This is a genomic window from Kribbella sp. CA-247076, from assembly GCF_050942445.1.
Classification (GTDB): Bacteria; Actinomycetota; Actinomycetes; order Propionibacteriales; family Kribbellaceae; genus Kribbella.
This window is the reverse complement of record NZ_CP192051.1, coordinates 4804947-4826961: the sequence shown is the minus strand read 5'-3', so window position 1 is coordinate 4826961 and position 22015 is coordinate 4804947. Positions and strand designations below refer to the sequence as shown.

20 protein-coding genes are annotated in these 22015 nt (G+C 70.6%); 10 read left to right on the top strand and 10 right to left on the bottom strand.

Translation table 11 applies throughout. From position 1 onward, the window contains the following. Positions 1-29 precede the first annotated feature (29 nt). A complete protein-coding gene (gene qcrB, locus ACQPYZ_RS22670) occupies positions 30-1583 on the top strand; it encodes a cytochrome bc1 complex cytochrome b subunit (RefSeq protein WP_433159414.1) in 1554 nt (517 codons plus the stop codon). A gap of 117 nt (positions 1584-1700) precedes the next feature. Next, complete coding sequence (locus ACQPYZ_RS22665; RefSeq protein ID WP_433159412.1) at positions 1701-2711, top strand: aldo/keto reductase; 1011 nt, start codon at positions 1701-1703, stop codon at positions 2709-2711. A 36-nt stretch (positions 2712-2747) separates the two neighbouring features. Here ACQPYZ_RS22665 and ACQPYZ_RS22660 read toward each other — a convergent pair whose 3' ends face one another. Continuing rightward, entirely contained in the window at positions 2748-3098 is a 351-nt protein-coding gene (locus tag ACQPYZ_RS22660) for a hypothetical protein (protein ID WP_433159410.1), read from the bottom strand. Positions 3099-3431: 333 nt separating this feature from the next. Between ACQPYZ_RS22660 and ACQPYZ_RS22655 the strand changes: the two genes are divergently transcribed. Further along, positions 3432-3623: a hypothetical protein gene (locus ACQPYZ_RS22655; RefSeq protein WP_433159407.1), complete on the top strand. Its 192-nt coding sequence runs from the start codon at positions 3432-3434 to the stop codon at positions 3621-3623. Here the strand turns inward: ACQPYZ_RS22655 and ACQPYZ_RS22650 are convergent. From ACQPYZ_RS22650 to ACQPYZ_RS22630, 5 genes are all read right to left on the bottom strand, one after another. After that, a complete protein-coding gene (locus ACQPYZ_RS22650; RefSeq protein WP_433159405.1) occupies positions 3613-4098 on the bottom strand; it encodes a TspO/MBR family protein in 486 nt (161 codons plus the stop codon). The genes ACQPYZ_RS22655 and ACQPYZ_RS22650 overlap by 11 nt on opposite strands. After that, positions 4095-5570, bottom strand: coding sequence for an SDR family oxidoreductase (locus tag ACQPYZ_RS22645; RefSeq protein ID WP_433159402.1), 1476 nt, complete (start codon positions 5568-5570; stop codon positions 4095-4097). The genes ACQPYZ_RS22650 and ACQPYZ_RS22645 overlap by 4 nt, the downstream gene beginning before the upstream one ends. A 37-nt stretch (positions 5571-5607) precedes the next feature. Further along, positions 5608-6915, bottom strand: a complete 1308-nt coding sequence (locus ACQPYZ_RS22640) for a glycoside hydrolase family 32 protein (protein WP_433159399.1) — start codon at positions 6913-6915, stop codon at positions 5608-5610. 7 nt (positions 6916-6922) lie between these two features. Continuing rightward, a complete protein-coding gene (locus ACQPYZ_RS22635; RefSeq protein ID WP_433159396.1) occupies positions 6923-8023 on the bottom strand; it encodes a glycoside hydrolase family 172 protein in 1101 nt (366 codons plus the stop codon). Positions 8024-8110: 87 nt separating this feature from the next. Then, on the bottom strand, positions 8111-9124 hold the full coding sequence (locus ACQPYZ_RS22630) for a LacI family DNA-binding transcriptional regulator (RefSeq protein WP_433159393.1): 1014 nt from the start codon (positions 9122-9124) through the stop codon (positions 8111-8113). Between the two features lie 142 nt (positions 9125-9266). Here ACQPYZ_RS22630 and ACQPYZ_RS22625 point away from each other — a divergent pair, with 142 nt between their 5' ends. Together ACQPYZ_RS22625 and ACQPYZ_RS22620 are read left to right on the top strand one after the other, a co-directional pair. Further along, positions 9267-10502 carry an alpha/beta hydrolase family protein gene (locus ACQPYZ_RS22625; RefSeq protein WP_433159391.1) on the top strand — a complete coding sequence of 412 codons (1236 nt, stop codon included), beginning with the start codon at positions 9267-9269 and terminating at the stop codon, positions 10500-10502. Between the two features lie 210 nt (positions 10503-10712). Continuing rightward, on the top strand, positions 10713-12344 hold the full coding sequence (locus ACQPYZ_RS22620) for an ABC-F family ATP-binding cassette domain-containing protein (RefSeq protein ID WP_433159388.1): 1632 nt from the start codon (positions 10713-10715) through the stop codon (positions 12342-12344). Between the two features lie 46 nt (positions 12345-12390). Here the strand turns inward: ACQPYZ_RS22620 and ACQPYZ_RS22615 are convergent, their stop codons facing one another. The 3 genes from ACQPYZ_RS22615 to ACQPYZ_RS22605 form a co-directional block, all read right to left on the bottom strand. Then, positions 12391-12963 carry a GNAT family N-acetyltransferase gene (locus ACQPYZ_RS22615; RefSeq protein ID WP_433159385.1) on the bottom strand — a complete coding sequence of 191 codons (573 nt, stop codon included), beginning with the start codon at positions 12961-12963 and terminating at the stop codon, positions 12391-12393. 31 nt (positions 12964-12994) lie between these two features. Next, the gene (locus tag ACQPYZ_RS22610; protein ID WP_433159382.1) at positions 12995-13243 is read right to left on the bottom strand and encodes a hypothetical protein; all 249 of its coding nucleotides are present in this window, start codon (positions 13241-13243) and stop codon (positions 12995-12997) included. Positions 13244-13384: 141 nt separating this feature from the next. Then, the gene (locus ACQPYZ_RS22605) at positions 13385-14908 is read right to left on the bottom strand and encodes a sulfatase family protein (RefSeq protein WP_433159379.1); all 1524 of its coding nucleotides are present in this window, start codon (positions 14906-14908) and stop codon (positions 13385-13387) included. Between the two features lie 123 nt (positions 14909-15031). Between ACQPYZ_RS22605 and ACQPYZ_RS22600 the strand changes: the two genes are divergently transcribed. The 4 genes from ACQPYZ_RS22600 to ACQPYZ_RS22585 are packed head-to-tail and all read left to right on the top strand — an operon-like array spanning position 15032 to position 19547. Then, complete coding sequence (locus ACQPYZ_RS22600; protein WP_433159376.1) at positions 15032-15457, top strand: VOC family protein; 426 nt, start codon at positions 15032-15034, stop codon at positions 15455-15457. After that, entirely contained in the window at positions 15454-16422 is a 969-nt protein-coding gene (locus tag ACQPYZ_RS22595; protein ID WP_433159373.1) for an RNA polymerase subunit sigma-70, read from the top strand. Before ACQPYZ_RS22600 ends, ACQPYZ_RS22595 begins: the two co-directional genes overlap by 4 nt. Positions 16423-16431: 9 nt before the next feature. Beyond that, a complete protein-coding gene (locus tag ACQPYZ_RS22590) occupies positions 16432-17178 on the top strand; it encodes a beta-phosphoglucomutase family hydrolase (protein WP_433159370.1) in 747 nt (248 codons plus the stop codon). Next, positions 17175-19547: a glycoside hydrolase family 65 protein gene (locus ACQPYZ_RS22585; RefSeq protein WP_433159367.1), complete on the top strand. Its 2373-nt coding sequence runs from the start codon at positions 17175-17177 to the stop codon at positions 19545-19547. The genes ACQPYZ_RS22590 and ACQPYZ_RS22585 overlap by 4 nt, the downstream gene beginning before the upstream one ends. Positions 19548-19561: 14 nt before the next feature. Here the strand turns inward: ACQPYZ_RS22585 and ACQPYZ_RS22580 are convergent, their stop codons facing one another. Next, on the bottom strand, positions 19562-20851 hold the full coding sequence (locus ACQPYZ_RS22580; protein ID WP_433159364.1) for an NTP transferase domain-containing protein: 1290 nt from the start codon (positions 20849-20851) through the stop codon (positions 19562-19564). A gap of 65 nt (positions 20852-20916) precedes the next feature. Here ACQPYZ_RS22580 and ACQPYZ_RS22575 point away from each other — a divergent pair, with 65 nt between their 5' ends. Further along, positions 20917-22014, top strand: a complete 1098-nt coding sequence (locus ACQPYZ_RS22575) for a DNA glycosylase AlkZ-like family protein (RefSeq protein WP_433159361.1) — start codon at positions 20917-20919, stop codon at positions 22012-22014. Position 22015 lies beyond the last annotated feature (1 nt).

Below are 22015 nucleotides of genomic sequence, written 5' to 3'. Positions count from 1 at the left end.
TGGACAGGGACGGCGAGAGGATCGAGCCGATGAACGGCCCGTGGACCAAGCTGCGGGGGAGGGTGTTTCCCGACCACTGGTCGCTGTTGTTCGGCCAGATCGCGTTCTACAGCTTCGTGATGGTGATGATCAGCGGCGTCGCGCTGATGCCGTTCTACGAACCGTCGGTCGACCACGTCGTGTACGACGGCTCGTACGTGCCACTGCGCGGTGTGTCGATGTCGGAGGCGCTGGAATCGACCCTGGCGCTCACCTTCGACGTACGCGGCGGTCTGCTGATCCGCCAGGTCCACCACTGGGCGTCGCTGCTGATGGTCGCGGCGATCATGCTGCATCTGCTGCGGCTGTTCTTCACCGGTGGGTTCCGCCGGCCGCGGCGGATGAGCTGGCTGGTCGTCTTCGGGCTGCTGATCGCGGCGCTCGGCGCCTGCCTCACCGGTACGTCGCTCCCGGACGACATGTTGTCGGGGTCGAGCCTGGCCGTCCTGGACGGTGTCCTGCAGGCCACTCCGTTCATCGGCACCGACCTGTCGGCGCTCCTGTTCGGCGGGCCGTTCCCGGGGGACGTGATCGCCCGCTTCTACCCGTTGCACGTCTACGTCCTGCCCGCCGTACTCGTCGCGCTCTTCGTCGCGGCCGCGGTCCTCGCGCTCAAGCACGGGCCGGCGCAGTTCGGCGGTCCCGGACGGAAGGAGGACAACGTCGTCGGGCGGCCGTTCGCGGTGGCCGCGGTCAAGAGCGCCGGCCTGTTCTGCTTCGTGGCCGCGGTCGCGCTGCTGATGGGTGCGACGGCGACCATCAACCCGGTCTGGATGTACGGCCCGGCCGATCCCGCGAACGCCTCGGCCGGGATCGGCCCGGCGTGGTACCTCGCCTTCCTGGACGGCGCGCTCCGGCTCGCACCGGGTTGGGAGTTCGTCGTGTGGGGGAGGACGTTCACCCTCGCCATCCTGGTGCCGGTCGCGGTCTGCACGCTGTTCCTGCTGCTGCTCGCGGTCTATCCGTTCGTCGAGGACTGGATCACCGGTGACCGGAAGAACCACCACGTGCTCGAACGACCCCGCAACACCCCGACCCGCACCGGGATCGGCGTCGCCGGGATCGTCTTCTACGGCGTCCTCTGGGCCGCGGCCGCGGCCGACACCATGGCGGTCCTGTTCCACACGTCGGTCAACGCGCTCCTGCACGCGTTCCAGGTGCTGCTGATCGTCGGCCCGCCGATCGCCCTCGTCGTGACGCGCCGAATCTGCATCAGTCTGCAGTTGAGCGACCACGAGCTCGCGGAGCACGGGCTGGAGACCGGCGAGATCGTCCGGCTGCCCGACGGCGGGTACGTCGAGCGTCACCGCGGGCTCAACCGCTACCGGCGCTGGCGCTTGGCGGGGCTCGTCCGCACGGAGCCCCACACCCTCCCCGAAGGCGACCCCAGGATCTCGGCGACCCGGCGATTCCGCAGCCGGCTGGCGACGTACTTCGACGAGAGCCACCTGACCCCACCACCGGACGGCCGCCCGCTCCCGCCCCCAGCCGACCACGAAGCGATCGAACAGCCACCGAAGGCCGACGCCGAGCAGCCGGTCTGACCTGCCGCCGGCAGTTCATGCGCCGCATGCATCAAATCAGTGCGCAGGTTGCATTAGACGCCGCGAATCGCCGTACTTACGATCGCAGGTGGTCGAACACAAGGAGATCGTCGGTTCATGGAATTTCGGTATGTCGGTCGGACGGGACTGCAGGTCAGTGAGTTGTGCCTCGGGGCGATGACCTTTGGCGGGGATGCGGACGAGCAGGCCAGTCACGCGATGCTGGACCGGTTCGTCGACGCCGGTGGGACGTTCGTCGACACCGCGGACGTGTACGGCGCCGGCCGGTCCGAGGAGATCGTCGGCAGCTGGTTGAAGTCCAAGGACCGGGACTCGCTGGTCATCGCCACCAAGGCGTACGGCGAGATGGGGCCCGGCCCGAACGACACCGGCACCGGCCGCAAGCACATCCTGGCCGCGGTCGAGGCGAGTCTGCGGCGGCTCGGCACCGACTACATCGACCTCTACCAGATGCACGTCTTCGACGACGCGACGCCGATGGAGGAGACGCTGTCGACGCTGGACACCCTCGTCCGCAGCGGCAAGGTGCGCTTCATCGGTGCGAGCAACTACACCGGCTGGCAGCTGCAGAAGGGGGTCGACCTGGCCCGGCAGCACGGCTTCGAGCCGTACGTCTGCCTGCAGCCGCTCTACAACCTGCTCGACCGGGACGCGGAGTTCGAGCTCGTCCCGGTGTGCCTCAACGAGGGTCTCGGGCTCGTTGCCTGGAGCCCGTTGCGGGGCGGCTGGCTCTCGGGCAAGTACCGCCGCGGCATGGACGCCCCGCCGGCCGGGTCGCGGATCGACCAGTCCAGGCGCAACGGTGCGAACGAGGACTGGGACGCGTACAACAACGACCGGACCTGGCAGGTCATCGACGCGCTGCTGGACGTCGCCAAGGAGACCGGCCGTTCGGCCGCGCAGGTTGCCCTCCGCTGGCTGCTCCAGCGTCCGGGCGTCACCGCACCGATCATCGGCGCCCGCTCCACCGAGCAACTCGAGGACAACCTCGGCGCGGTCGGCTGGACCCTCACCGACGAGCAGATGGACCGCCTCACCACGGCGAGCCCACTTCCCACGGTCTACCCGTACCAACTCCTCACCAGGTTCCGCCGCCGCCCCGCCTGAGCACGGCCGTTCATCCTCGGGTACGGCGACGAGCGGTCAACGGAAGCGGGTTGCGGACGCTTGTTTCTGGGCTTCCCGGCGGACCGCGGTGAGCAACGCGTCGCCGAGGATGGTGCCGATGACGGCCCGCTCGGCCAGAGTGTCGAGATCAGCGCCGGTGCGGTCGGGATCAATGCCGGCGCGGTCGAGTGTGGGGCCGGCGAGCCACTGCAGCTCCAACTCCGCGAGCTGGTCGGCTGCTTCGCGGTAGGGGATGAGCATGTCGGCCAGGTCGCTGTGCCCCAGGGCGTCGGCGGTGCGGAGGACCTCGTCGACCGAGGTCGTGGAAACGGCGCGCTGCGCTTCACCGAGAGTGCTGTGGACGGTTCGCCCGGGATCGTCGACCACCGCGACGACCTGTTTGACGGTGGCGATCGGGAGCCCGGCCAGGCCGATCAGTGCGCGGAGGAGGCGGAGCCGCTGCAGGTGGGAGTCGTCGTACTCGACCTAGGACGTGTCTGACAATCCATCGCCTACTGCGCGGCACTCGGCACGGCACCTCGCCGCACTGGAGTGAAGGCCACGATGAAACCCACATCGAGGCCTTCACTCCAGCACGCCGAGCTACCGCACCGAGCACCTGCTCGCTACGGCGCTGAATTGTCAGACACGTCCTAGTTGTAGCCGGTCCGCTCGCCGCCGGGCAGGAGGCCTTCGCGCACGTAGTACTTGATCGTGGCCGTGGCCACGCCTGACCGCGGCGCGGTGGTCGCGCTCGGGGTGGCCTTCGGCGTCGGCCTGGGCGTCTTCACGGTCGCCCTCGCCGCCGCGCTGACCGACGGCGCGATGAACTGGCCGCTGGCCACCGCGGTCGTCGGCTGTCTGGCAGGCGTCGGACTCGCGTGGCGTCAGTCGCAGGCGGTCAACGGTTGAGGGTCCAGACTGCGGCGTTCAGGGCGAGGGCGTAGGAGGTCCAGGCCCAGTAGGGGATCAGCAGGAGGGTGGCCGGGGTGCTGATCGGGCGGAAGCGGAGGACGGTCCAGCCGATCGCGAGCCACAGGGCGATGATGTCGATCAGGGCGAGACCGCGGGCGCCGGCGCCGAAGAACAGCGGCGTCCACAACGCGTTGAGCGCCAGTTGGACGGCGTACGGCGCGAGCTCACGCGACCAGCCGACCCGGCGCCAGACGAGCCAGCCGCTGACCGCGATCGTTGCGTAGAGCACCGTCCACACCGGCCCGAAAACCGCACTCGGTGGGGCCCAGCCCGGCCGGTCGAGCGTCTGGTACTCGGTCGACGTACCGGTCACGCCCAGGGCGCCGACGAGCGCAGCGACCGCGACGGCGGCCGCGAAGACGAGCAGCGCTCCCAGCTTCCGCGCGGGTTGATGGTCGGTGTAGGTCGTCACAGTGGCCTCCCGGCTCGAGTGGCGTGGGCGATGTTGCGTTGCATGCCGCCGAAGACGACACCGTGGAAGGGCTTGATCGCCCACCAGTACAGGTGACCGGGCAAGCCGTGCGGATGGAACAGGGCGCGCTGGCGGAAGACGGTGTTGCCGGAGCCGTCGTCGTCCACGATCAACTCCAGCCAGGCGAGACCCGGGAGCCGCATCTCGGCCCGCAGGCGCAGCAGCTTGAACTCCTCGATCTCCTCGACGCGCCACCAGTCGAGCGGATCGCCGACGGACAGGTCGTGCGGGTTCCGCCGGCCGCGGCGCAGCCCGGGCCCGCCGAACAGCCGGTCGAGGACGCCGCGCGCCCACCAGCCGAGCCGCCACGAGTACCAGCCGTTGCCGCCCCCGATGCCCTCGATCACCCGCCACAACTGCTCCGGGCTCGCCGGTACGACGCTCTCCCGCTCGTCGACGTACAGCGAACCACCGGACCAGTCCGGGTCGCCCGGCAACGGGTCGCTCGGCGCGCCCGGCGTGGAGGCGGACGCCCAGCTCGTCGTCACGTCCAGGTCCCGTACCCGTTTGAGTGCGAGCTCGACCGCCTGGTCGAAGCCGATCAGGCCGAGCTCGGGGTCGGGGACGTACTTCGCGATGTCGTGCTCCTTGCACACCACCTCGTGGACCAGGCTGTCCACCAACGGCCGGGCGATGCTGCTCGGCACTGGTGTGACCAGGCCGACCCAATGGCTCGACAATGACGGCGTGAGCACGGGCAGCATGACGATCCGGCGATGGTTGAGCCGGGCCACCTTCGCGTATCGCTGCATCATCCCCTGGTACGTAAGAATGTCCGGGCCGCCGATGTCGAAGCCGCGGCTCACGTCGGCCGGCATCGACGCGCTGCCGACGAGGTAGTGCAGGACGTCGCGGACGGCGATCGGCTGGATCCGGGTGCTGAGCCAGCGCGGCGTGACCATCACCGGCAGCCGATCGGTGAGGTGCCGGAGCATCTCGAACGACGCCGAGCCCGAGCCGAGGATGACTGCCGCCCGCAGCACGGTGACCGGGACGCCGGACGCGAGCAGGATCTCGCCGACCTCGCGCCGGGAGTCCAGGTGCGGCGAGAGCTCCTCGCCTTCGGGATACAGGCCGCCGAGGTAGACGATCCGCCGCACCCCCGCCTCCCGGGCCGCGGTGCCGAACGTGAGCGCGTTGTGCCGGTCGCGAGCCTCGAACCGCCGGCCGGTGCCGAGCGAGTGGATCAGGTAGTACGCGACGTCGACGCCGTCCATCGCCGCCCGCAGTTGTTCGGCGTCGCCCGCGTCCGCCTCGACGACCTCGACGTCGTTGTGCCAGTCCCGGTCGCGCAGTCGCCGCGGATTGCGCGCCATCGCGCGGACGCGGAACCCGGCCGCGAGCAGCTCCGGCACGAGCCGCCCGCCGATGTACCCGGTGACACCGGTGACCAGCGCGAGCTGTTGATCCATGGGTTCCAGGTTCCCGGATCCAGCGGATCGATGCAGCCTAGTGCCAGCTGGAGTCGAGCTGGTGGAGGGTCAGCGACGTCAGCCTCAGCGGGGTGCTCGTGGTCAGGCGGAGTGAGTTGCCGGGAGCAACGTTATGGCAGGCGTAGTAGGCGCCGTCGGCCGCGAACACGGCCAGCTGCCCTCGGTCCACGAGGAGGCGGATGGTGACGAGGCCGTCCTTCGGTGGCACCGGTACGCCGTTCAGCCGGCCCGACGCGAGGTCGTACGTGACGTCGACGCCCTCGCGGACGTGGACGGTGAACTCACCGGCCGCGGACTCGCCGACCTCGAAGGTCGCCTCCAAGTCGTAGGTCTCGGCAGGCTCGTCGTCGAGGAGTGGGGTGTCGGGCGTCAGTCGGGTCGGGCCGAGCGTCCGGGTCGAACGCCGAAGCGTGCGGATCTCCTCGACCGGTCGGCTGTGGAGGCGCGGTCCGTCGGGGGTCCGCAGCAGGCGTTGCTCGACCGGGAAGCTGGCGTTGCCGGTCCAGGTGTTCCCGCGGTTCTCGCCCTGCCAGGCCATGGTGACGATGCGCCCGTCCGGCAGGTTGTCGAAAGACTGCGCCGCGTAGTACGGGCCGCCGGCCGCCCCGGGGTTGACGGTGATCGTCCGCGGTTCCGTCCACGACGTGCGGAACTCGCGGCCGTCAAAGTCCCCCACGACGTACGTCCCGCGGCCGTCCCGCAGGACCCAGGTGGTCTCGCCGTCCAGCGTCATCGGGGTGAAGTCGGGGCACTCGAAGAACCAGTCGGCGACGTACCGGCTCGTGCGTTCCCAGTCGAGCAGGTTCGGCGACACGAAGAAGTCGGCGCCGTTGCCGCCGTCGTTCGACCAGACCACCATCGCCCAGCGTCCGGTCGGCTCGTGCCAGACGACCTTGGGGTCGCGGCTCTCGTGCCCGCTCGGCCGGGCGACGATGCGGCCCTCGTCGTACGCCGTGAACGTCATCCCGCCGTCGAGGCTGTAGCACACCCGCACGCCCTGGGTGCCGGTGAACACCAGGATCGGGTCGTGGTCGCCGTCCTTCAGCCCGGAGGTGTTCCGTACGTCGACCACCCCGCCACCCGACCAGAGGTCGCCGGGATGCCGGGCCGGGTCGAGGGCGTTCGGCTGCTGCTCCCAGTGGACGAGGTCGGCGCTGGTCGCGTGCCCCCAGTGCATGGTGTCCCAGACGAGGTTGTCCGGCGCGTGCTGGAAGTAGAAGTGGTAGGTGCCGCGGTAGTAGAGCAGCCCGTTCGGGTCGTTCATCCACCCGCGCCGCGGGCTGAAGTGGAACTGCCCGCGGTTGGCTTCCTGGTAGTCGGTCACTGTTCTCCTATCGGGGGCGGCGGAACTCACGGGCCGGCAGCGGCGGCAGGTCGTTCGCGCCACCGGGGAGCTGGTACCAGTAGGCGACGCTGCTGATGTCGTCGGACCGCTCGAAGTGCCCGTGGTCCCAGGCGCCGATCTGCTGCAGGGTGATCTTCAAGCGCTCGTGGAAGATCACCGGGTCGGGCAGATGCCAGCGGTACATGCCGTGGGACTGAAGCGTGCTGGTGACGAACGGCGACGCTTTGGTCGTGTCCTCGGCCGAGTAGAACGGATAGCCGCAGTACGGCGCGCTGAACGTCAACGGCACCGGCGGTGGATCATTGCGCAAGGCATCCTGGAACGCCCACGCACCCCCGGCGTAGTCCTCCAGGCCGGTGCTGCACTGGGTCGGGTAGGCGTCGTCACCGTCGAGGTAGAACTTCACCTCGCCCTCGCCCCACCAGTACCGCTCCAGTGCGGTCAGCCCGATGTACGTGCCGACGTAGTTGCCGCTGCCAACGACTCCGTCCAGGATCACGTGATCCTCGGCCTTCGCGGTCGAGCAGTTGCTCCGGCGCCAGTGCGCGTGGAAGTGCGCGGCGTCGTCGTCGAGTACGTCGTCCACGGTGTAGTCGACCTGGTAGTAGATCCCGTCGACCACGCCGGGGTGCTCACTCATCAACTCGATCCGCGCGTGCCGGCGGAACGGCATCGGGAAGTAGCAGTTCATCCCGCCGGTCGGCGCGACCACGATCGGCTCCGACGTGACCAGCGCACGCTGCCCGAACCCGTTGCAGAAGAAGTCGCCCAGCGGTACGTCGACCGCCGGCCGATCCTCGCCGTCCCACCACATCCGCAGGACGAGGTCGCGCAGTACCCACGGACCCGCTGAGGTCTGGTCCGGGACGGTCATCCAGAGGTGGCGGATGACGCCGGGGCCGTCGATCTCGGCCAGCGTCGCCGTCCGGCCGGGCTCGAGCGAGATCGCCGGACGGCCTTTGCGGGACGGGCCCAGGGCCGAGGCGGTCATCGCCGCCTGACCCGGTGCGCCGGTCGGGTTCTCGGCGTTGACGGAGCGGCTGCGGCGTCGGCCGGGGGATCGGGTGAGTGCTGCCCAGTCTGTCATCGGGGACCACCTGACTCGTGTTAGGTCCGTAGTACCTAACAGGTGTTAGGTCGGCGGTGTCAAGGCTGGGGGGTCAAGGCTGCGGTGTCAGGCGCCCGGGGGTGTGGTGACGGTGTTGCGGACGACCGGCAGGCAGGGGAGCCGTTCGGTACGGTCCGGGCCGTGGTCGCCGCCGGCGATCCGGGCGAGCAGCTCGGCGGTGGCCCGCCGGCCCATCTCGCGGTGGGGGAGCGCGATCGTGGTCAGACCCGGCGGGATCTCGGCGGCGAGGAACTGCTCGTCGTCGTACCCGACCACGGACAGATCGCGCGGCACGGACAGTCCGAGGGACGCGGCGGCCAGCATGACACCGGTCGCGCCGCGGTCGTTCGCGGCCAGGATGGCGGTCGGCCGATCGGGGCGGCGGAGGAGTTCGAGAGCGGCGGCGTGATTGGAGCTGACGCTGTAGCGGGCCGGGACGACGGTGCCCTCGACCGGTACTCCGGCGGCGTTCATCGCGGTGGTGAAGCCGCGGGTCCGGGCGATGGTCGCGGGCGCGTCCGGATCGCCGGTGACGAAGGCGATCCGGCGGTGACCGGCCTCGATCACGAGCTCGGCCGCCGCGCGTCCACCACCTTCGTCGTCGGGGATGAACGCCGGCATGGAGTGGTCGGCGACGTACGCGTTGGCCAGGACGAACGGCAGCCCGGGCGGCACGTCGAGCCGGCCGACCTCGCGCAGGCCGGCGTCGGCGTAGATCAGGCCGTCGACGTCCCGGGCCCGGAGCGTGGCCAGTGCGCCGTCGACGTACGACGGATGCTGCCAGGTGTCGATGGTGAGGATCATGTACCCGGCCTCGAGCGCCACGTCGCTCGCACCGGACAGCAACGGACCGGCAAACGGCGCGCTCGCGATCGCGTCGGTGACGAGGCCGATGGTCGCGGTCCGCTGGCGGCGCAGGTTCACCGCGGACGCGTTCGGGATGTAGCCGAGCTCGCGGGCGATCGCACGGATCCGCTCCTGCTTCTCCGCGTCGACCATGCCGGCACCGCGACCGTTGAGCACCAGCGACACCGCCGACCGCGACACCCCCGACGCCTTCGCGATATCCGCCGACGTCACCCGCCGCCTACCCATCACCCCGCCAGCATCTCACGGCAACTCTCACCCAACCTGGTTCGGCGGCGGTCCGTCTGGGGTTGGTGGTGGGAGGTCCTCCCGGGGGAGGATTCGGGATGACGCCGGGGGCGGGCAGGGTCGGGGTATGACAGTTGTGAGTCGCCGTAGGGTTCTTGGTCTGGTTGCTTCGGGGGTTGCGGCGTCGGCCGTTCCGTGGACGGCGCAGGCGCACGTGGGTAGCGCGAGCGGCGTTGCCGCGGGCTATCGGCTGCGGCTGCCACGACCGACCGGGCCTTATCCGATCGGGACTGTCGAGCTCCATCTTGTCGACGAGCGACGGCAGGACCCGTGGGGGAGCGGTCGGGTCCGCGAGCTCATGGTCAGCGTGTGGTACCCGGCGTTTCCCGTTGGACCACAGGCCGCCTACGCACCCGCGAAGGCGGCGGTCCTCCTGGCGGATGAGCTCGGCGGCGCGCTCGGTCTCCAGCCGGGCCAGCTCGACTACGCCCGTACGGCGACCCACGCGCGGCGCAGCGCACCCGTGCTGGGCCGGCGTCGCCCGGTCGTCCTCTACTCACCGGGACTCGGTACGTCGCGGATCCTCGGGACCAACCACGTCGAGGACCTGGCGAGTCGCGGGTACGTCGTGGTGACGATCGACCACCCGGGTGAGGCGCCGGTGCAGTTCCCGGACGGCTCGGTGTCGTCCGTCGTACCGCTCGACGACGTCAGGACCGCGATCCGGGCGCGGGTGGCGGACACGCGGTTCGTGCTGGACCGCCTCCAGGATCTTGCTGCCGGCAACAACCCGGACGCTTCGGGGCGCCGGCTGCCGGACGGACTCGGGGAGGCGCTCGACCTGCGGCGTACCGGGATGTTCGGCTACAGCGCCGGTGGGTTCACCGCGGCCGAGACGATGCTCGTGGACCGCCGGCTCGTTGCCGGCGCCAACCTCGACGGGACCCTGCAGTACGGCTTCCCCGAGGGCGAGCTGAGTGAGTCGGCCAAGCGCGGGCTGGACCGTCCGTTCCTGCTGTTCGGCGCCGGCGGGCACTCGCACGTGCCGGGTGCGCCGATGTTCGACCCGTCCTGGGCCAGCTTCTCCGAGCACCAGCGCGGTTGGCAGCTCGAGCTCGGCATCCCCGCCGGAACCCACGGCGCGTTCGCCGACTACCAGTTCTCCGTCCCGGCCGTCGCCGCCGAATACGACCTCCCCGGCGACGTCGTCACCGGGTACCTCGGCACGGTCGATCCCGCCGGCAGCATCCGGGCCCAGCGCGCCTACCTGGCCGCCTTCTTCACCAAGACCCTCCGCGGCCTCCCCCAACCCCTCCTCAACCACCCCTCTCCCCGCCACCCGGAAGTCACCTTCAACCGATGAGCCGAAGTCCCCGCCTGCCGGACGCCCCGTGGGTTAATTCACAGGCGGGGGCCTGGGTGGTTGGGTACGATTGTTCCGTGCAATATCTCTTCTTCCTCTGACAGCTGGACGTCCGCGGTCGTGGCACGGGTGGTGTGCCGGCCGCGGTTCTTCGTGTCCGCTGTCCGTTGCACTCGGCGTTCCGCAGTCCGCGGTCGCCTCGGAGGAAGAATGTCCATCACTGTTACCCGACCGGCGCGCTCGCGCGCCCATCTGACCGCCACCGACCTGCACGTGGCTCGCGGTGGCAAACCTGTGCTGACCGGCGTCGACCTGACCGTCTCGGCCGGTGATCGGCTCGGTGTGGTCGGCGAGAACGGTCGCGGCAAGACGACGTTGCTGCAGGTCCTCGCCGGGCGGCTCGCGCCCGACGCGGGCCAGGTCCAGCGAACCGGCGGCTTCGGGATCGCCGACCAGGAGATGCCGGTCAGCGCCGACCGGACCGTCGGCGATCTCATCGACGTCGAGCTGGCTGAGATCCGCGCGGCCCTCGCCGTACTGGATGCGGCGACGGCTGCCCTTGCGGCGGAGGAGCCGGGGGCCGACGAGCAGTACGCCGACGCGCTGAGCGTCGTCGAGGCGCTGGACGCCTGGGATGCGGACCGCCGGGTGGAGATCTCACTCGCCGCTCTCGGTGCGGTCGACGACCGGAGCCGGCTGCTGTCCGGGCTGTCGGTCGGCCAGCGGTACCGGATCCGGCTGGCCTGTCTGCTCGGCGCCGGCCACGACCTGTTGCTGCTCGACGAGCCGACCAACCATCTCGATGCCAGCGGCCTCGACCACCTGACGTCTCAACTCAAGGCCCACCCGGGCGGGATCGTGCTGGTCAGCCACGACCGTGCGTTGCTCGCGGACGTCGCGACGTCGATCCTCGACCTGGATCCGACCAGCGACGGCCGTCCCCGCACCTACGGCGGCGGCTATCAGGGATACCAGGACGGACGCGTCGCCGAACGCGAACGCTGGGAGGCCGCCCACCGTGCCCAACTCACCGAACGCCAGCGGCTCGCCGACGACCTGTCGGCGGCGCAGAACCGGCTGTCCACCGGATGGCGGCCGGAGAAGGGGACCGGCAAGCACACGCGGCAAACCCGCGCGCCGGGTCTGGTTCGCACGGTGCACCGGCGCCAGGAGGACCTCGAGGCGCACGTGATGGACGTCCCGCGTCCGCCGCTGCGCTTCCGGCTGCCCGAGCTGGGTGCGAAGCCCGGCGCGACCTTGGTGTACGCCGCCGACGTCGCCGTACCCGGACGACTCGAACTGGTCGACCCGGTCCTGCTGCGCTCCGGGGATCGCCTCCTGGTCACGGGTGCGAACGGGTCGGGCAAGTCAACCTTCCTGTCGATCCTCGCGGGCACGCTCACCCCGACGTCCGGGGCGGTGCAGTTCGGGCCTGGGGCAAGGATCGGCCTGCTCGCGCAGGAGTCCCCGCCACCGGCGAGTCGGCGCGCCATCGACGTGTACGACGACGCGCTCGGCCGGCTCGTGAGCGCGGGGAAGGTGGCCGAGGCCGACCGGGTCTCGCTCGGCCAGCTCGGTCTGCTCGGGTCCCGGGACGCGGCCCGGCCGGTCGTCGAGTTGTCGATCGGTCAGCAGCGGCGACTGGATCTCGCGATCCTGCTCGCGTCCCGGCCGCACGTCGTCCTGCTGGACGAGCCGACGAACCACCTGTCGATCACGCTGGTCGACGAGCTGACCGAGGCGCTCGCCACGACCCCGGCGGCCGTGGTGATCGCCACCCACGACCGGCAACTCCTGCGCGACGCGGCCGACTGGCCTCAGCTGACGCTCGGCCGCGAATAGCCGGCTGCGAGGTGGGCTGCCGGCGCAGCCCACCTCGCAGCGCCGGTCAGCTCAGGTCGAGGCGCATGAGGATGCGGGGGTGGCCGGCCAGCACGGAGGTGGTGTCGGCGGCCTTGGTGAACCCGGCGCGCTCGAAGTTCTTGCGGAGACCGGCGTACGCCATCGTCAGGTCGACCTTGGCCTTGCCGTTGTCGAGCGGGTACGCCTCGACGACCGGCGCGCCGTGCTCGCGGGCGAAGTCGACCGCGCCGGCGATCAGCGCGTGGGAGATCCCCTGCTTGCGATGACCCGGGCGGACCCGGACACACCACAGGGACCAGACCGGCTGGTCGTCGATCTGCGGGATCTTCCGGTTGCGCGCGAACGACGTCTCCGACCGCGGTGCGATCGCCGCCCAGCCGACGGGCTCGTCGCCGTCGTACGCGAGCACCCCAGGCGCAGGCTTCGCGCGGACCAGCTTGGCGACGTACTCACCCCGGGCCGGACCGCGCAGTTCGTTGTTGAGCTTGGACGGGACTCGGTAGCTCAGACACCAGCAGACGTTCGCGTCGGGGGACTTCGGCCCGAGTACGGCGCGAACGTCCGCGAACACGGACGCCGGGCGAACCTCGATGGTCATGCCCCCACCATGTCAGACCACGGCCGGCGGATCACCCGGTGACGTAGACGTTGACCTCGTCCACCGCGCCGTCGGCGTCGCGGATGATGTGCGGAACCGCGTTCCAGCGGGCGACGTCCACGCCGACCGAGATCAGCCGCTCCCGGCGGGATCCGGATGCGAACGGCCGCGGGCAGTCACCCCGCCGGGTGTGCCAGGCGCCGTCGCGGAAGTATGTCTCGACCGCGGGTCGTGCATCAAGCTGGTCGAACACCGGCAACTCCGAGCCTCGAAACCGCACCCGCCCCAGGCCACCACCGCGACGCTGCGACGTGTCCGGTCCGTAGACCGCCAGGCTTCTCGCACCGATCGAACCACCCCGCGAACACCCCCAACCAGGGCCGAAGGTCCCAACCCACCCGGGACCCTTCGGCCCCGGCGGTCACGCGTCCGAGCGGAGGGTGCTGGTGTACGCCGCGACGTCCTGCAGGGACTTCTCGTCGGCCCAGGACCAGGTGGGGTGTGGCGTGTCCGGGCCGGCGTAGGGCTGGTCGGCGTACTGGTGTTGCAGTTCGGCGAGCCTGGTGGTCAGCCGCGCGCGGACGTCGGCGTACGCCGGGTCGTCGGCGACGTTGACCAACTCCTCGGGGTCGGTGCGGAGGTCGTACAGCTCCCACTCGGCCTCGAACAACCGCTCCGACGACCCCGGTACGCCGAGACCGGCGCCGTAGTAGTGGATCAGCTTGAAGTCGGCCGTCCGTACGCCGTAGTGCGCGGGCGCATGGTGGATCGGGTCGTCGTGCTCCCAGTAGCGGTAGTAGACGGCGTCGGGCCAGTCGTCGACCTGGTCGCCGCGCAGCAACGGCAGGAAGCTGCGGCCCTGGGAGGTCGGCAAGGCGGTCGCGGGGTCCAGGCCGGCCAGGTCGAGGAAGGTCGCGGCGAAGTCGACGTTGGTGACCATCGCGTCGCACGTGCTGCCCGCCGGGATCACCGACGGCCAGCGGATCAGCATCGGCATCTGCAGCGACTCGTCGAACATCAGCCGCTTGTCGAACCACCCGTGGTCACCGAGGAAGAACCCTTGGTCCGAGGTGTAGACGACCATGGTCGACTCGGTCAGGCCTTCGGCGTCCAGGACGTCGAGCAGCCGGCCGACGTTGTCGTCGATCGACTGCACGCACTGCAGGTAGTCGCGCAGGTAGCGCTGGTACTTCCACCGCATCCGCTCGACCCGGTTCTCCGGCCCGCGCAGCTCGGCGGGCAGGTCCTCGCCGAGCTCGTCGGAGCTGAGGTCGTCGGCGACGGACATCCGGACGCCGCGGACGGCCTGGCTCCGGGTGCTGTGGTCGTCGAACAGCGTGCTCGGCTCCGGGATCGAACCGAGCGGGTACAGCTCCTTGTGCTTCTCGTCCGGCACCCACGGCCGGTGCGGCGCCTTGTGGTGCACGAGCAGCACGAACGGCCGGTCCGGGTCGCGGTCCCGGAGCCAGTCGATGCTCTGGTCGGTGACGATGTCGGTCGCGTACCCGGGCACGGTCCCGGCCCCGTCCGGGCCGATCATCACCGGGTCGACGTACGCGCCCTGGCCGGGGAAGACCTTCCACGCGTCGAAGTGCCGGGGCGCCGACTCGGCCCGCTCGCCCAGGTGCCACTTGCCGAACAGCGCGGTCTGGTACCCGGTGTCGTGGAGCACCTCGGCGAACGTCGGGACCCGGTAGTCGATCTCGGTGAAGATCGACGCGACGCCGTTCACGTGGCTGTAGGTCCCGGTCAATATGGACGCCCGCGACGGCGAGCAGATCGAGTTCGTGCAGTAGGTCGCGTCCATCCGGACCCCCTCGGCGGCCAGCCGGTCCAGCTGCGGGGTCCGGTTCACCGTGCTGCCGTACGCCGAGATCGCGTGCGCGGCGTGGTCGTCGGACATGACGAACACCAGATTGGGCCTTGCGGTCGTCGCTGAGGTCATAGGCACCAGCATCAGGCATCCGGACAGTCATCGATGCACCGATGAGTTTCGGGCGGCGCGGTCGTTTCACCTGACAACAGCGTCGGTCAGACTGTGACCGACCCGAACCGCGGGAGGCCGCAAATGGACTGGAAACTCGAACTCGTCATCGTCCCGGTGTCGGACGTGGACCGGGCCAAGAAGTTCTACACCGAGCAGCTCGGCTTCCGCGAGGACGTCGATCACAGCGCCGGCGACTCGTTCCGGGTGGTGCAGCTGACCCCGCCGGGCTCGGCGTGCTCGATCACCATCGGCACCGGGCTGACCACGGCGCCTCCGGGGACCTACCAGGGCACGCACCTGGTGGTGAACGACATCGAGGCGGCCCGCGCCGAGCTGGTCGAGCGTGGTGTCGAGGTGAGCGAGCCGTTCCACTTCACCGCCGAGGGGCAGCAGCCCGGCGTCCACCCGGACCGGCCCGACTACGGCACGTTCCTGAACTTCCAGGACCCCGACGGCAACGGCTGGACGGTCCAGGAGGTTCGCCAGACCAACCCGGCCCGGCTGTGACCACACTGGAGGAGGCGGCGTTCGCGGGCGACGAGGCCGCGTTCGCCGGCCTCGCCGGCCGGCACCGGCGCGAGTTGCACGTGCACTGCTACCGGATGCTGGCGTCCTTCGACGACGCGGAGGACGCCGTCCAGGAGACCCTGCTGCGGGCCTGGCGCGGACGGGACGGGTACGACGGCCGGACGTACTTCCGCGCCTGGCTCTACCGGATCGCCACCAACGTCTGCCTGGACGCGGCCCGCCGGCACGCCCGGAGGCAGGCCGCTGCTCCGGGGGAGATGGTGTGGCTGCAGCCGTACCCGGACCAACTGCTCGACGAGCTCGCGCCGCCCACCGATCAGCCGGACGCGGTGGCCGTGGACCGGGAGACGATCGAGCTCGCGTTCCTGGTCGCGATGCAGTCGCTGCCGCCGCGGCAGCGGGCCGCGCTGATCGCCCGGGACGTGCTCGGCTGGTCCGCGATCGACACCGCCGAGCTGCTCGGGACGAGCGTGCCGGCGGCGAACAGCGCACTGCAGCGCGCCCGGGCGACGATGCAGCAACGCCTACCGGCCCGGCGTACCGACTGGAGTGCGCAGCGACCGACCGCGGAGGAACGGGAGTTGCTGAACAGATTCATCGACGCGCACGAGCGCTGTGACGCCGCGGCGGCGATCGCGATCGCCGCCGAGGACATCCGCATCTCGATGCCGCCCGACCAGCTCGCCTTCACGGGCCTCGACGGGCTGCGGCCGCTGCTGGAGCGGGCGTTCGGTCCGGACCGCGACGGCGACTGGCGGCTGGTGCCGACGTCGGCGAACCGGCTGCCCGCCGCGGCCAGCTACCTGCGCCGGCCGGGCGACACCGTGTTCCGGGCGTTCAAGCTCGACGTACTGCGGTTCCGTGACGGCCGGATCGCCGAGATCACCACCTTCGGCTACTCCCGTTTCCCCGCCTTCGGCCTTCCGGACAGCTTGACCACCTAGTCTGGAGACATGTTGGGACTGCCGGCGGGAATCAGGGCCTGCTTGTTCGATCTGGACGGTGTGCTGACGAACACCGCGGCGGTGCACGCGGCCGCCTGGAAGGAGATGTTCGACGAGTTCTTCCAGAAGTACTCCGCCGAGCACGGCACGGCGTTCCGGCCGTTCGACGCGCGGACGGAGTACGACGAGAAGGTCGACGGCAAGCCGCGGGTGGACGGGGTGCGGGACTGCCTGGCGGCCCGCGGGATCCGGTTGCCGGACGGCAGCCCGGACGACCCACCGAACGTGGAGACGGTCAATGGTCTCGGCAACCGGAAGAACGAGGCCGTGCAGCGACGGATCCGGACCCAGGGCGTCGAGGTGTTCGAGGGCTCGCGGCGGTACCTGCAGGCCACCGAGCAGGCCGGTCTCCGGCGAGCCGTGGTGTCCTCGAGCGCCAACACCCGCGAGGTGCTCGACGTCACCGGACTGGCGCCGTACATCGAGGAAGTGGTCGACGGGGTGACGATCCGGACCGAGGGACTGCTCGGCAAGCCGGCCCCGGACACGTTCCTGCGGGCGGCGCAGCTGTTCGGCGTCGATCCGGCCGAGGCCGCGGTGTTCGAGGACGCGCTGGCCGGGGTGGCCGCGGGACGCGCCGGGGCCTTCGGCTTCGTGGTCGGCGTCGACCGCGTCGGCCAGGCCGACGAGCTCAAGGCGCACGGTGCCGACATCGTCGTCCGGGATCTGGCCGAGCTGCTCGGGGAGGACCGATGATCGACCGCGGGCACCATCCGATCGAGCCGTGGCGGCTGCGGGAGACCCGGCTGCAACTCGACAAGCTGGCCCAGTCGGAGTCGCTGTTCGCGTTGTCCAACGGACACATCGGCCTGCGCGGCAACCTGGACGAGGGCGAGCCGTACGCGATCCCGGGCACCTACCTGAACTCGTTCTACGAGCAGCGCCCGCTGCCGTACGCCGAGGCCGGCTACGGCTACCCCGAGTCCGGCCAGACGCTGGTCGACGTCACCAACGGCAAGCTGATCCGGCTGCTGGTGGACGACTCGCCGTTCGACATCCGCTACGGCTACCTGAGCCACCACGAGCGCACGCTCGACTTCCGCACCGGCCTGCTCGAGCGCGACGTGGACTGGACCTCGCCGGGCGGCAAGCGGATCCGGGTCCGCAGCCGCCGGCTGGTGTCGCTGACCCAGCGCGCGGTCGCCGCGATCGAGTACGTCGTCGAGCCGATCGACCAGCCGGCCCGGTTCGTGATCCAGTCCGAGCTGGTCGCCAACGAGTCGCAGCCGAAGCTGTCCGACGACCCCCGGGTCGCGGCGGTGCTGGACAACCCGCTCAAGCCGGTCAGCCACGACGGCGGCGAGAACGGCATCGTCCTGATCCACCGGACCACCCGCAGCCGGCAGTTGATGGCGGCCGCGATGGTGCACGAGGTGGACACGTCGGTGCGCTACGCGCTGGACCGGGACGTCCGGGAGGACTGGGCCCGCTCGACGGTGATCTGCCAGTTGCAGCCGGGGGAGACCCTGCGGGTGGTGAAGTACCTCGCCTACGGCTGGTCGAGCCTGCGGACCGAGACGGCGATCCGCGACCAGGTGGCGGCCGCGCTGGCCAGTGCGCGCTTCTCCGGCTGGGACGGGCTCACCAAGCAGCAGACCGAGTTCCTGGACGACTTCTGGGACGGCGCCGACGTCGAGGTGCACGGCCACCCCGAGCTGCAGCAGGCGGCCCGGTTCGCGCTCTTCCACGTACTGCAGGCCGGCGCCCGGGCCGAGCGCCGGGCGATCCCGTCGAAGGGCCTGACCGGTGCCGGGTACGACGGTCACACGTTCTGGGACACCGAGGGCTTCGTCCTGCCGGTGCTGAACTACACCATGCCGCACGCCGCCGCGGACGCGCTGCGCTGGCGGCACTCGATCCTCGACCAGGCCAAGGAGCGGGCCGCCGTCCTCGGCCTGAAGGGCGCCGCGTTCCCGTGGCGGACGATCCGCGGCCAGGAGTGCTCCGGCTACTGGCCCGCGGGGACGGCGGCCTTCCACCTGAACGCCGACATCGCCGAGGCGGTGATGCGGTACTACACCGCGACCGCGGACGAGGAGTTCCTCGAGGAAGTCGGGCTGGAGCTCCTGGTCGAGACGGCCCGGTTGTGGATGTCGCTCGGCCACCACGACCGGCACGGCCGCTGGCACCTGCCGGGCGTGACCGGGCCGGACGAGTACAGCGCGGTTGCCGACGACAACGTCTTCACGAACCTGATGGCCGCGCGGAACCTGCGGGCGGCGGCCGAGGTGTCGGTGAAGCACCCGGCCCGGGCCCGCGCGCTCGGCGTCGACCGCGAGGAGGAGGCGAGCTGGCGGGACGCGGCGGCCGCGGTTCACATCCCGTACGACGAGGAGCTCGGCGTCCACCCGCAGTCGGAGGGGTTCACCGGGTACGCCGAGTGGGACTTCGAGGGGTACAAGGGCAAGTACCCGTTGATGCTGCACGCGCCGTACTTCCAGCTGTACCGCAAGCAGGTGATCAAGCAGGCCGACCTGATGCTGGCGACGTACTGGTGCGGTGACGCGTTCACGGCCGAGGAGAAGGCGCGCAACTTCGACTACTACGAGCGCCTGACCGTCCGCGACTCGTCCCTGTCGGCGTGCGTCCAGGCGGTGATGGCGGCCGAGGTCGGGCACCTGGATCTCGCCTACGACTACGCCTACGAGGCCGCGCTGATCGACATGCGGAACCTGCACCACAACACCGGCGACGGCCTGCACATGGCCTCGCTCGCCGGCGCGTGGACCGCACTCGTCGCCGGCTTCGGCGGGCTGCGGGAGCGCGACGGCTGCCTGTGCTTCGATCCGGCGCTGCCGCAGGGCATGTCCCGGCTGGTGTTCTCCATCCGCTGGCGGACCGCGCGGCTGAAGGTGGACATCAGCGAGCTCGAGGTGACCTACACCGTGCACGACGGCGCCGACTGCAGCATCTCCTTCAAGCACGCCGGCGAGCCGGTCACCGTCACACCCGAGACCCCGTTGACGCGCCCGCTCACTAAACGCACCCCGCTGCTGCCACGGCCCACCCAGCCGCCGGGTCGCGAGCCACGCTCCGCCCTCGCCCAGAACGGCCTCGGCGGCTAGGGCATCGACAAGGCTTACGGCACGGCGCGGACGAGCAGCACCACACCCCGGACTGCGTCGACGTTCGCGGCGATCGCGACGACGATCAGACCCCACAGCGGGACGCCGGCGATCGCCGCGATCGCGAAGATCAGCAGCCGGAACTCGCGCCGGAACAGCAGTCGTACGTCGGTGTCCCGCCCGACCGCGTGGACGTACGAGATCAGCAGACAGCCGACCGCCGCGGCGAACCCCCAGCCCCACGCGATCCTGGTCCCGCCGCTCGCCAGCACGAGCGCGAGCACGACAGCCAGATCGGCGTACCGGTCGAGCAGCGTGTCCAGTGTGGCGCCGTGTCGGGAGGCTCTCGCGCTGACACGAGCCAGCTCACCGTCGACGCCGTCGAGTGCGGACCCGAGTAGGACGCCCAGACCGCCGGCGACCGTCAACCAGGTCTCACCCGTCGCTACCAAACCCGCGGCGATGAGCGTGACCGCAAAGGCCAAAGCAGTGGCCACGTCCGGGGAGAGCCGAGTCCGCAGCAGCAGACGGGTCAGTGGTCCGGAGATGCGCCGGTTGAAGACCCGGGCGATCACGCCGTCCGTAGGCTTCGGGCCGTAGCGACGCCACATCGACCGCTCGAGCGCCCGGACCGACTCCGGCGTGTCCACGTCGGCCCACAGCCCTTGCACCTCCCGCGACTGCATCTCGCACCCGTGCGCGAGCAGTTGCTGCCGGACCTCCAGCCACGACTCCCGCTCGCGATAGGTCACGAGCAGCACGTCCTGGACGTCGACCACGGCCAGGCCGGCGTCCACCGCGTCGTACTCCTCCAGATCGGGGCCCAGACCGGCCACCGACCCGTCGTCGCGCAGGCGGACCCGGTTCGGCCGGGTGCCGTTCTGCGCGATGGCGGGCTGACCGGAGCGGTCGACGGCTGCCACGTTCCCGGCCGGCGTCTCGATCAGGCGGCGTACGTCGTCCGCCTCGAACACGTGGTCACCCATCACCACCAGGCAGCGCCGGTCGTCGACCCGGCTGAGCCCGGTGAGCACCGAGGACGCCGTACCGCTCTCCCAGTCGGGGTTGACCACCACCTCAACCGGCAGGTCCCGGTCCTCGATCGCGGCGACCACCTCGTCGCTGCGGTAACCCAGGACGACGATGATCCGCTCGACTCCGGCGCGCCGGAGCACGCTGACCGAGCGCTCCAGCAGAGTGGTGCCGCCGACGCGGCGCAGCACCTTCGGCCGGGCCGACCGCATCCGTTGGCCGCGCCCGGCCGCGAGCAGCAGGGCCACCCTGACCGCGTTCTCCTTGACCACCGCCGACCTCCCCTCACCCTTTCCCAGGATGCCTCAACCGCCGCCCGGTGCCTTAGCCTCGGCATGTGCACAAGCTTTCGCGGCGGGATGCCCGGCGGATCGCCGTCCGGGCACAGGCGCTGGACGGAGAGCGGCCCGAGGACCTGTTCGACGTAGTACGGCGGCTGACGGTCGTGCAGTACGACCAGACCGCCGCCGTGGCACCGAATGCGGACCTGGTCGCGTGGAGCCGGCTCGGGTCGTCGTACTCGCCGAGTGAGTTGGTCGAGGCGCTGGAGACGCAGGCTCTGCTGGAGTTGCGCGGGTTCGTGCGGCCGAGCGAGAGCCTGAGGCTGTTCCGCGCGGAGATGGCGGAGTGGCCCGGGAACGGACCGCTGCTCGACTGGCAGGAGTACCGCCGGGACTGGGTGAAGGCGAACGAAGGCTGCCGTCTCGACATCCTCGAACGACTCCGGCAGGACGGCCCGCTGGTGATGCGCGAGCTCCCGGACACCTGCGTGGTGCCGTGGAAGTCGTCCGGCTGGACCAACAACCGCAACGTCTCCCAGCTGCTCGAGTTCATGCTGCAGCGCGGCGAGGTCGCGGTCGCCGGTCGCGACGGCCGCGACCGCCTGTGGGACCTCGCCTCGCGCATCTACCCCGACGAGCCGGCCGTCCCGGTCGAGGAGGCCCGACGCATCCGCGACGAGCAGCGCCTGCGATCACTCGGGATCGCGCGCGCCAAGGGCCCGGCCTGTCCGGGCGAGCCGCTCGACGTCGGACCGGCGGGGGAGTCGGCCGTGGTCGAGGGCGTCCGCGGCCAGTGGCGGGTCGATCCGGCCCTGCTCGGTCAGCCCTTCACCGGTCGTACGGCGCTGCTCTCGCCGCTGGACCGGCTCGTCTACGACCGCAAGCGGCTGGCGGAGATCTTCGAGTTCGACTACCAGTTGGAGATGTACAAGCCGGTCGCCAAGCGCCGCTGGGGGTACTTCGCGCTGCCGATCCTGCACGGCGACCGGCTGGTCGGGAAGGTGGACGCGACCTCGGACCGCAAGGCCGGCGTCCTGCGGGTGGACGCGATCCACGAGGACGAACCGTTCGGCAAGAGCCTGGCGGCCGCCGTCCGGCGCGAGCTCGAAGACTTGGCGAAGTGGTTGCGGTTGGAGCTCGTGCGGGTGAAGTAGC

Coding starts and splice junctions, on each gene's coding strand:
- ACQPYZ_RS22600 (WP_433159376.1), top strand. CDS start 15,032: ATGGACTGGAAACTCGAACTCGTCATCGTCCCGGTGTCGGACGTGGAC.
- qcrB (WP_433159414.1), top strand. CDS start 30: ATGAACGGCCCGTGGACCAAGCTGCGGGGGAGGGTGTTTCCCGACCAC.
- ACQPYZ_RS22590 (WP_433159370.1), top strand. CDS start 16,432: ATGTTGGGACTGCCGGCGGGAATCAGGGCCTGCTTGTTCGATCTGGAC.
- ACQPYZ_RS22620 (WP_433159388.1), top strand. CDS start 10,713: ATGTCCATCACTGTTACCCGACCGGCGCGCTCGCGCGCCCATCTGACC.
- ACQPYZ_RS22665 (WP_433159412.1), top strand. CDS start 1,701: ATGGAATTTCGGTATGTCGGTCGGACGGGACTGCAGGTCAGTGAGTTG.
- ACQPYZ_RS22625 (WP_433159391.1), top strand. CDS start 9,267: ATGACAGTTGTGAGTCGCCGTAGGGTTCTTGGTCTGGTTGCTTCGGGG.
- ACQPYZ_RS22635 (WP_433159396.1), bottom strand. CDS start 8,023: ATGACAGACTGGGCAGCACTCACCCGATCCCCCGGCCGACGCCGCAGC.
- ACQPYZ_RS22615 (WP_433159385.1), bottom strand. CDS start 12,963: ATGACCATCGAGGTTCGCCCGGCGTCCGTGTTCGCGGACGTTCGCGCC.
- ACQPYZ_RS22605 (WP_433159379.1), bottom strand. CDS start 14,908: ATGACCTCAGCGACGACCGCAAGGCCCAATCTGGTGTTCGTCATGTCC.
- ACQPYZ_RS22645 (WP_433159402.1), bottom strand. CDS start 5,570: ATGGATCAACAGCTCGCGCTGGTCACCGGTGTCACCGGGTACATCGGC.
- ACQPYZ_RS22585 (WP_433159367.1), top strand. CDS start 17,175: ATGATCGACCGCGGGCACCATCCGATCGAGCCGTGGCGGCTGCGGGAG.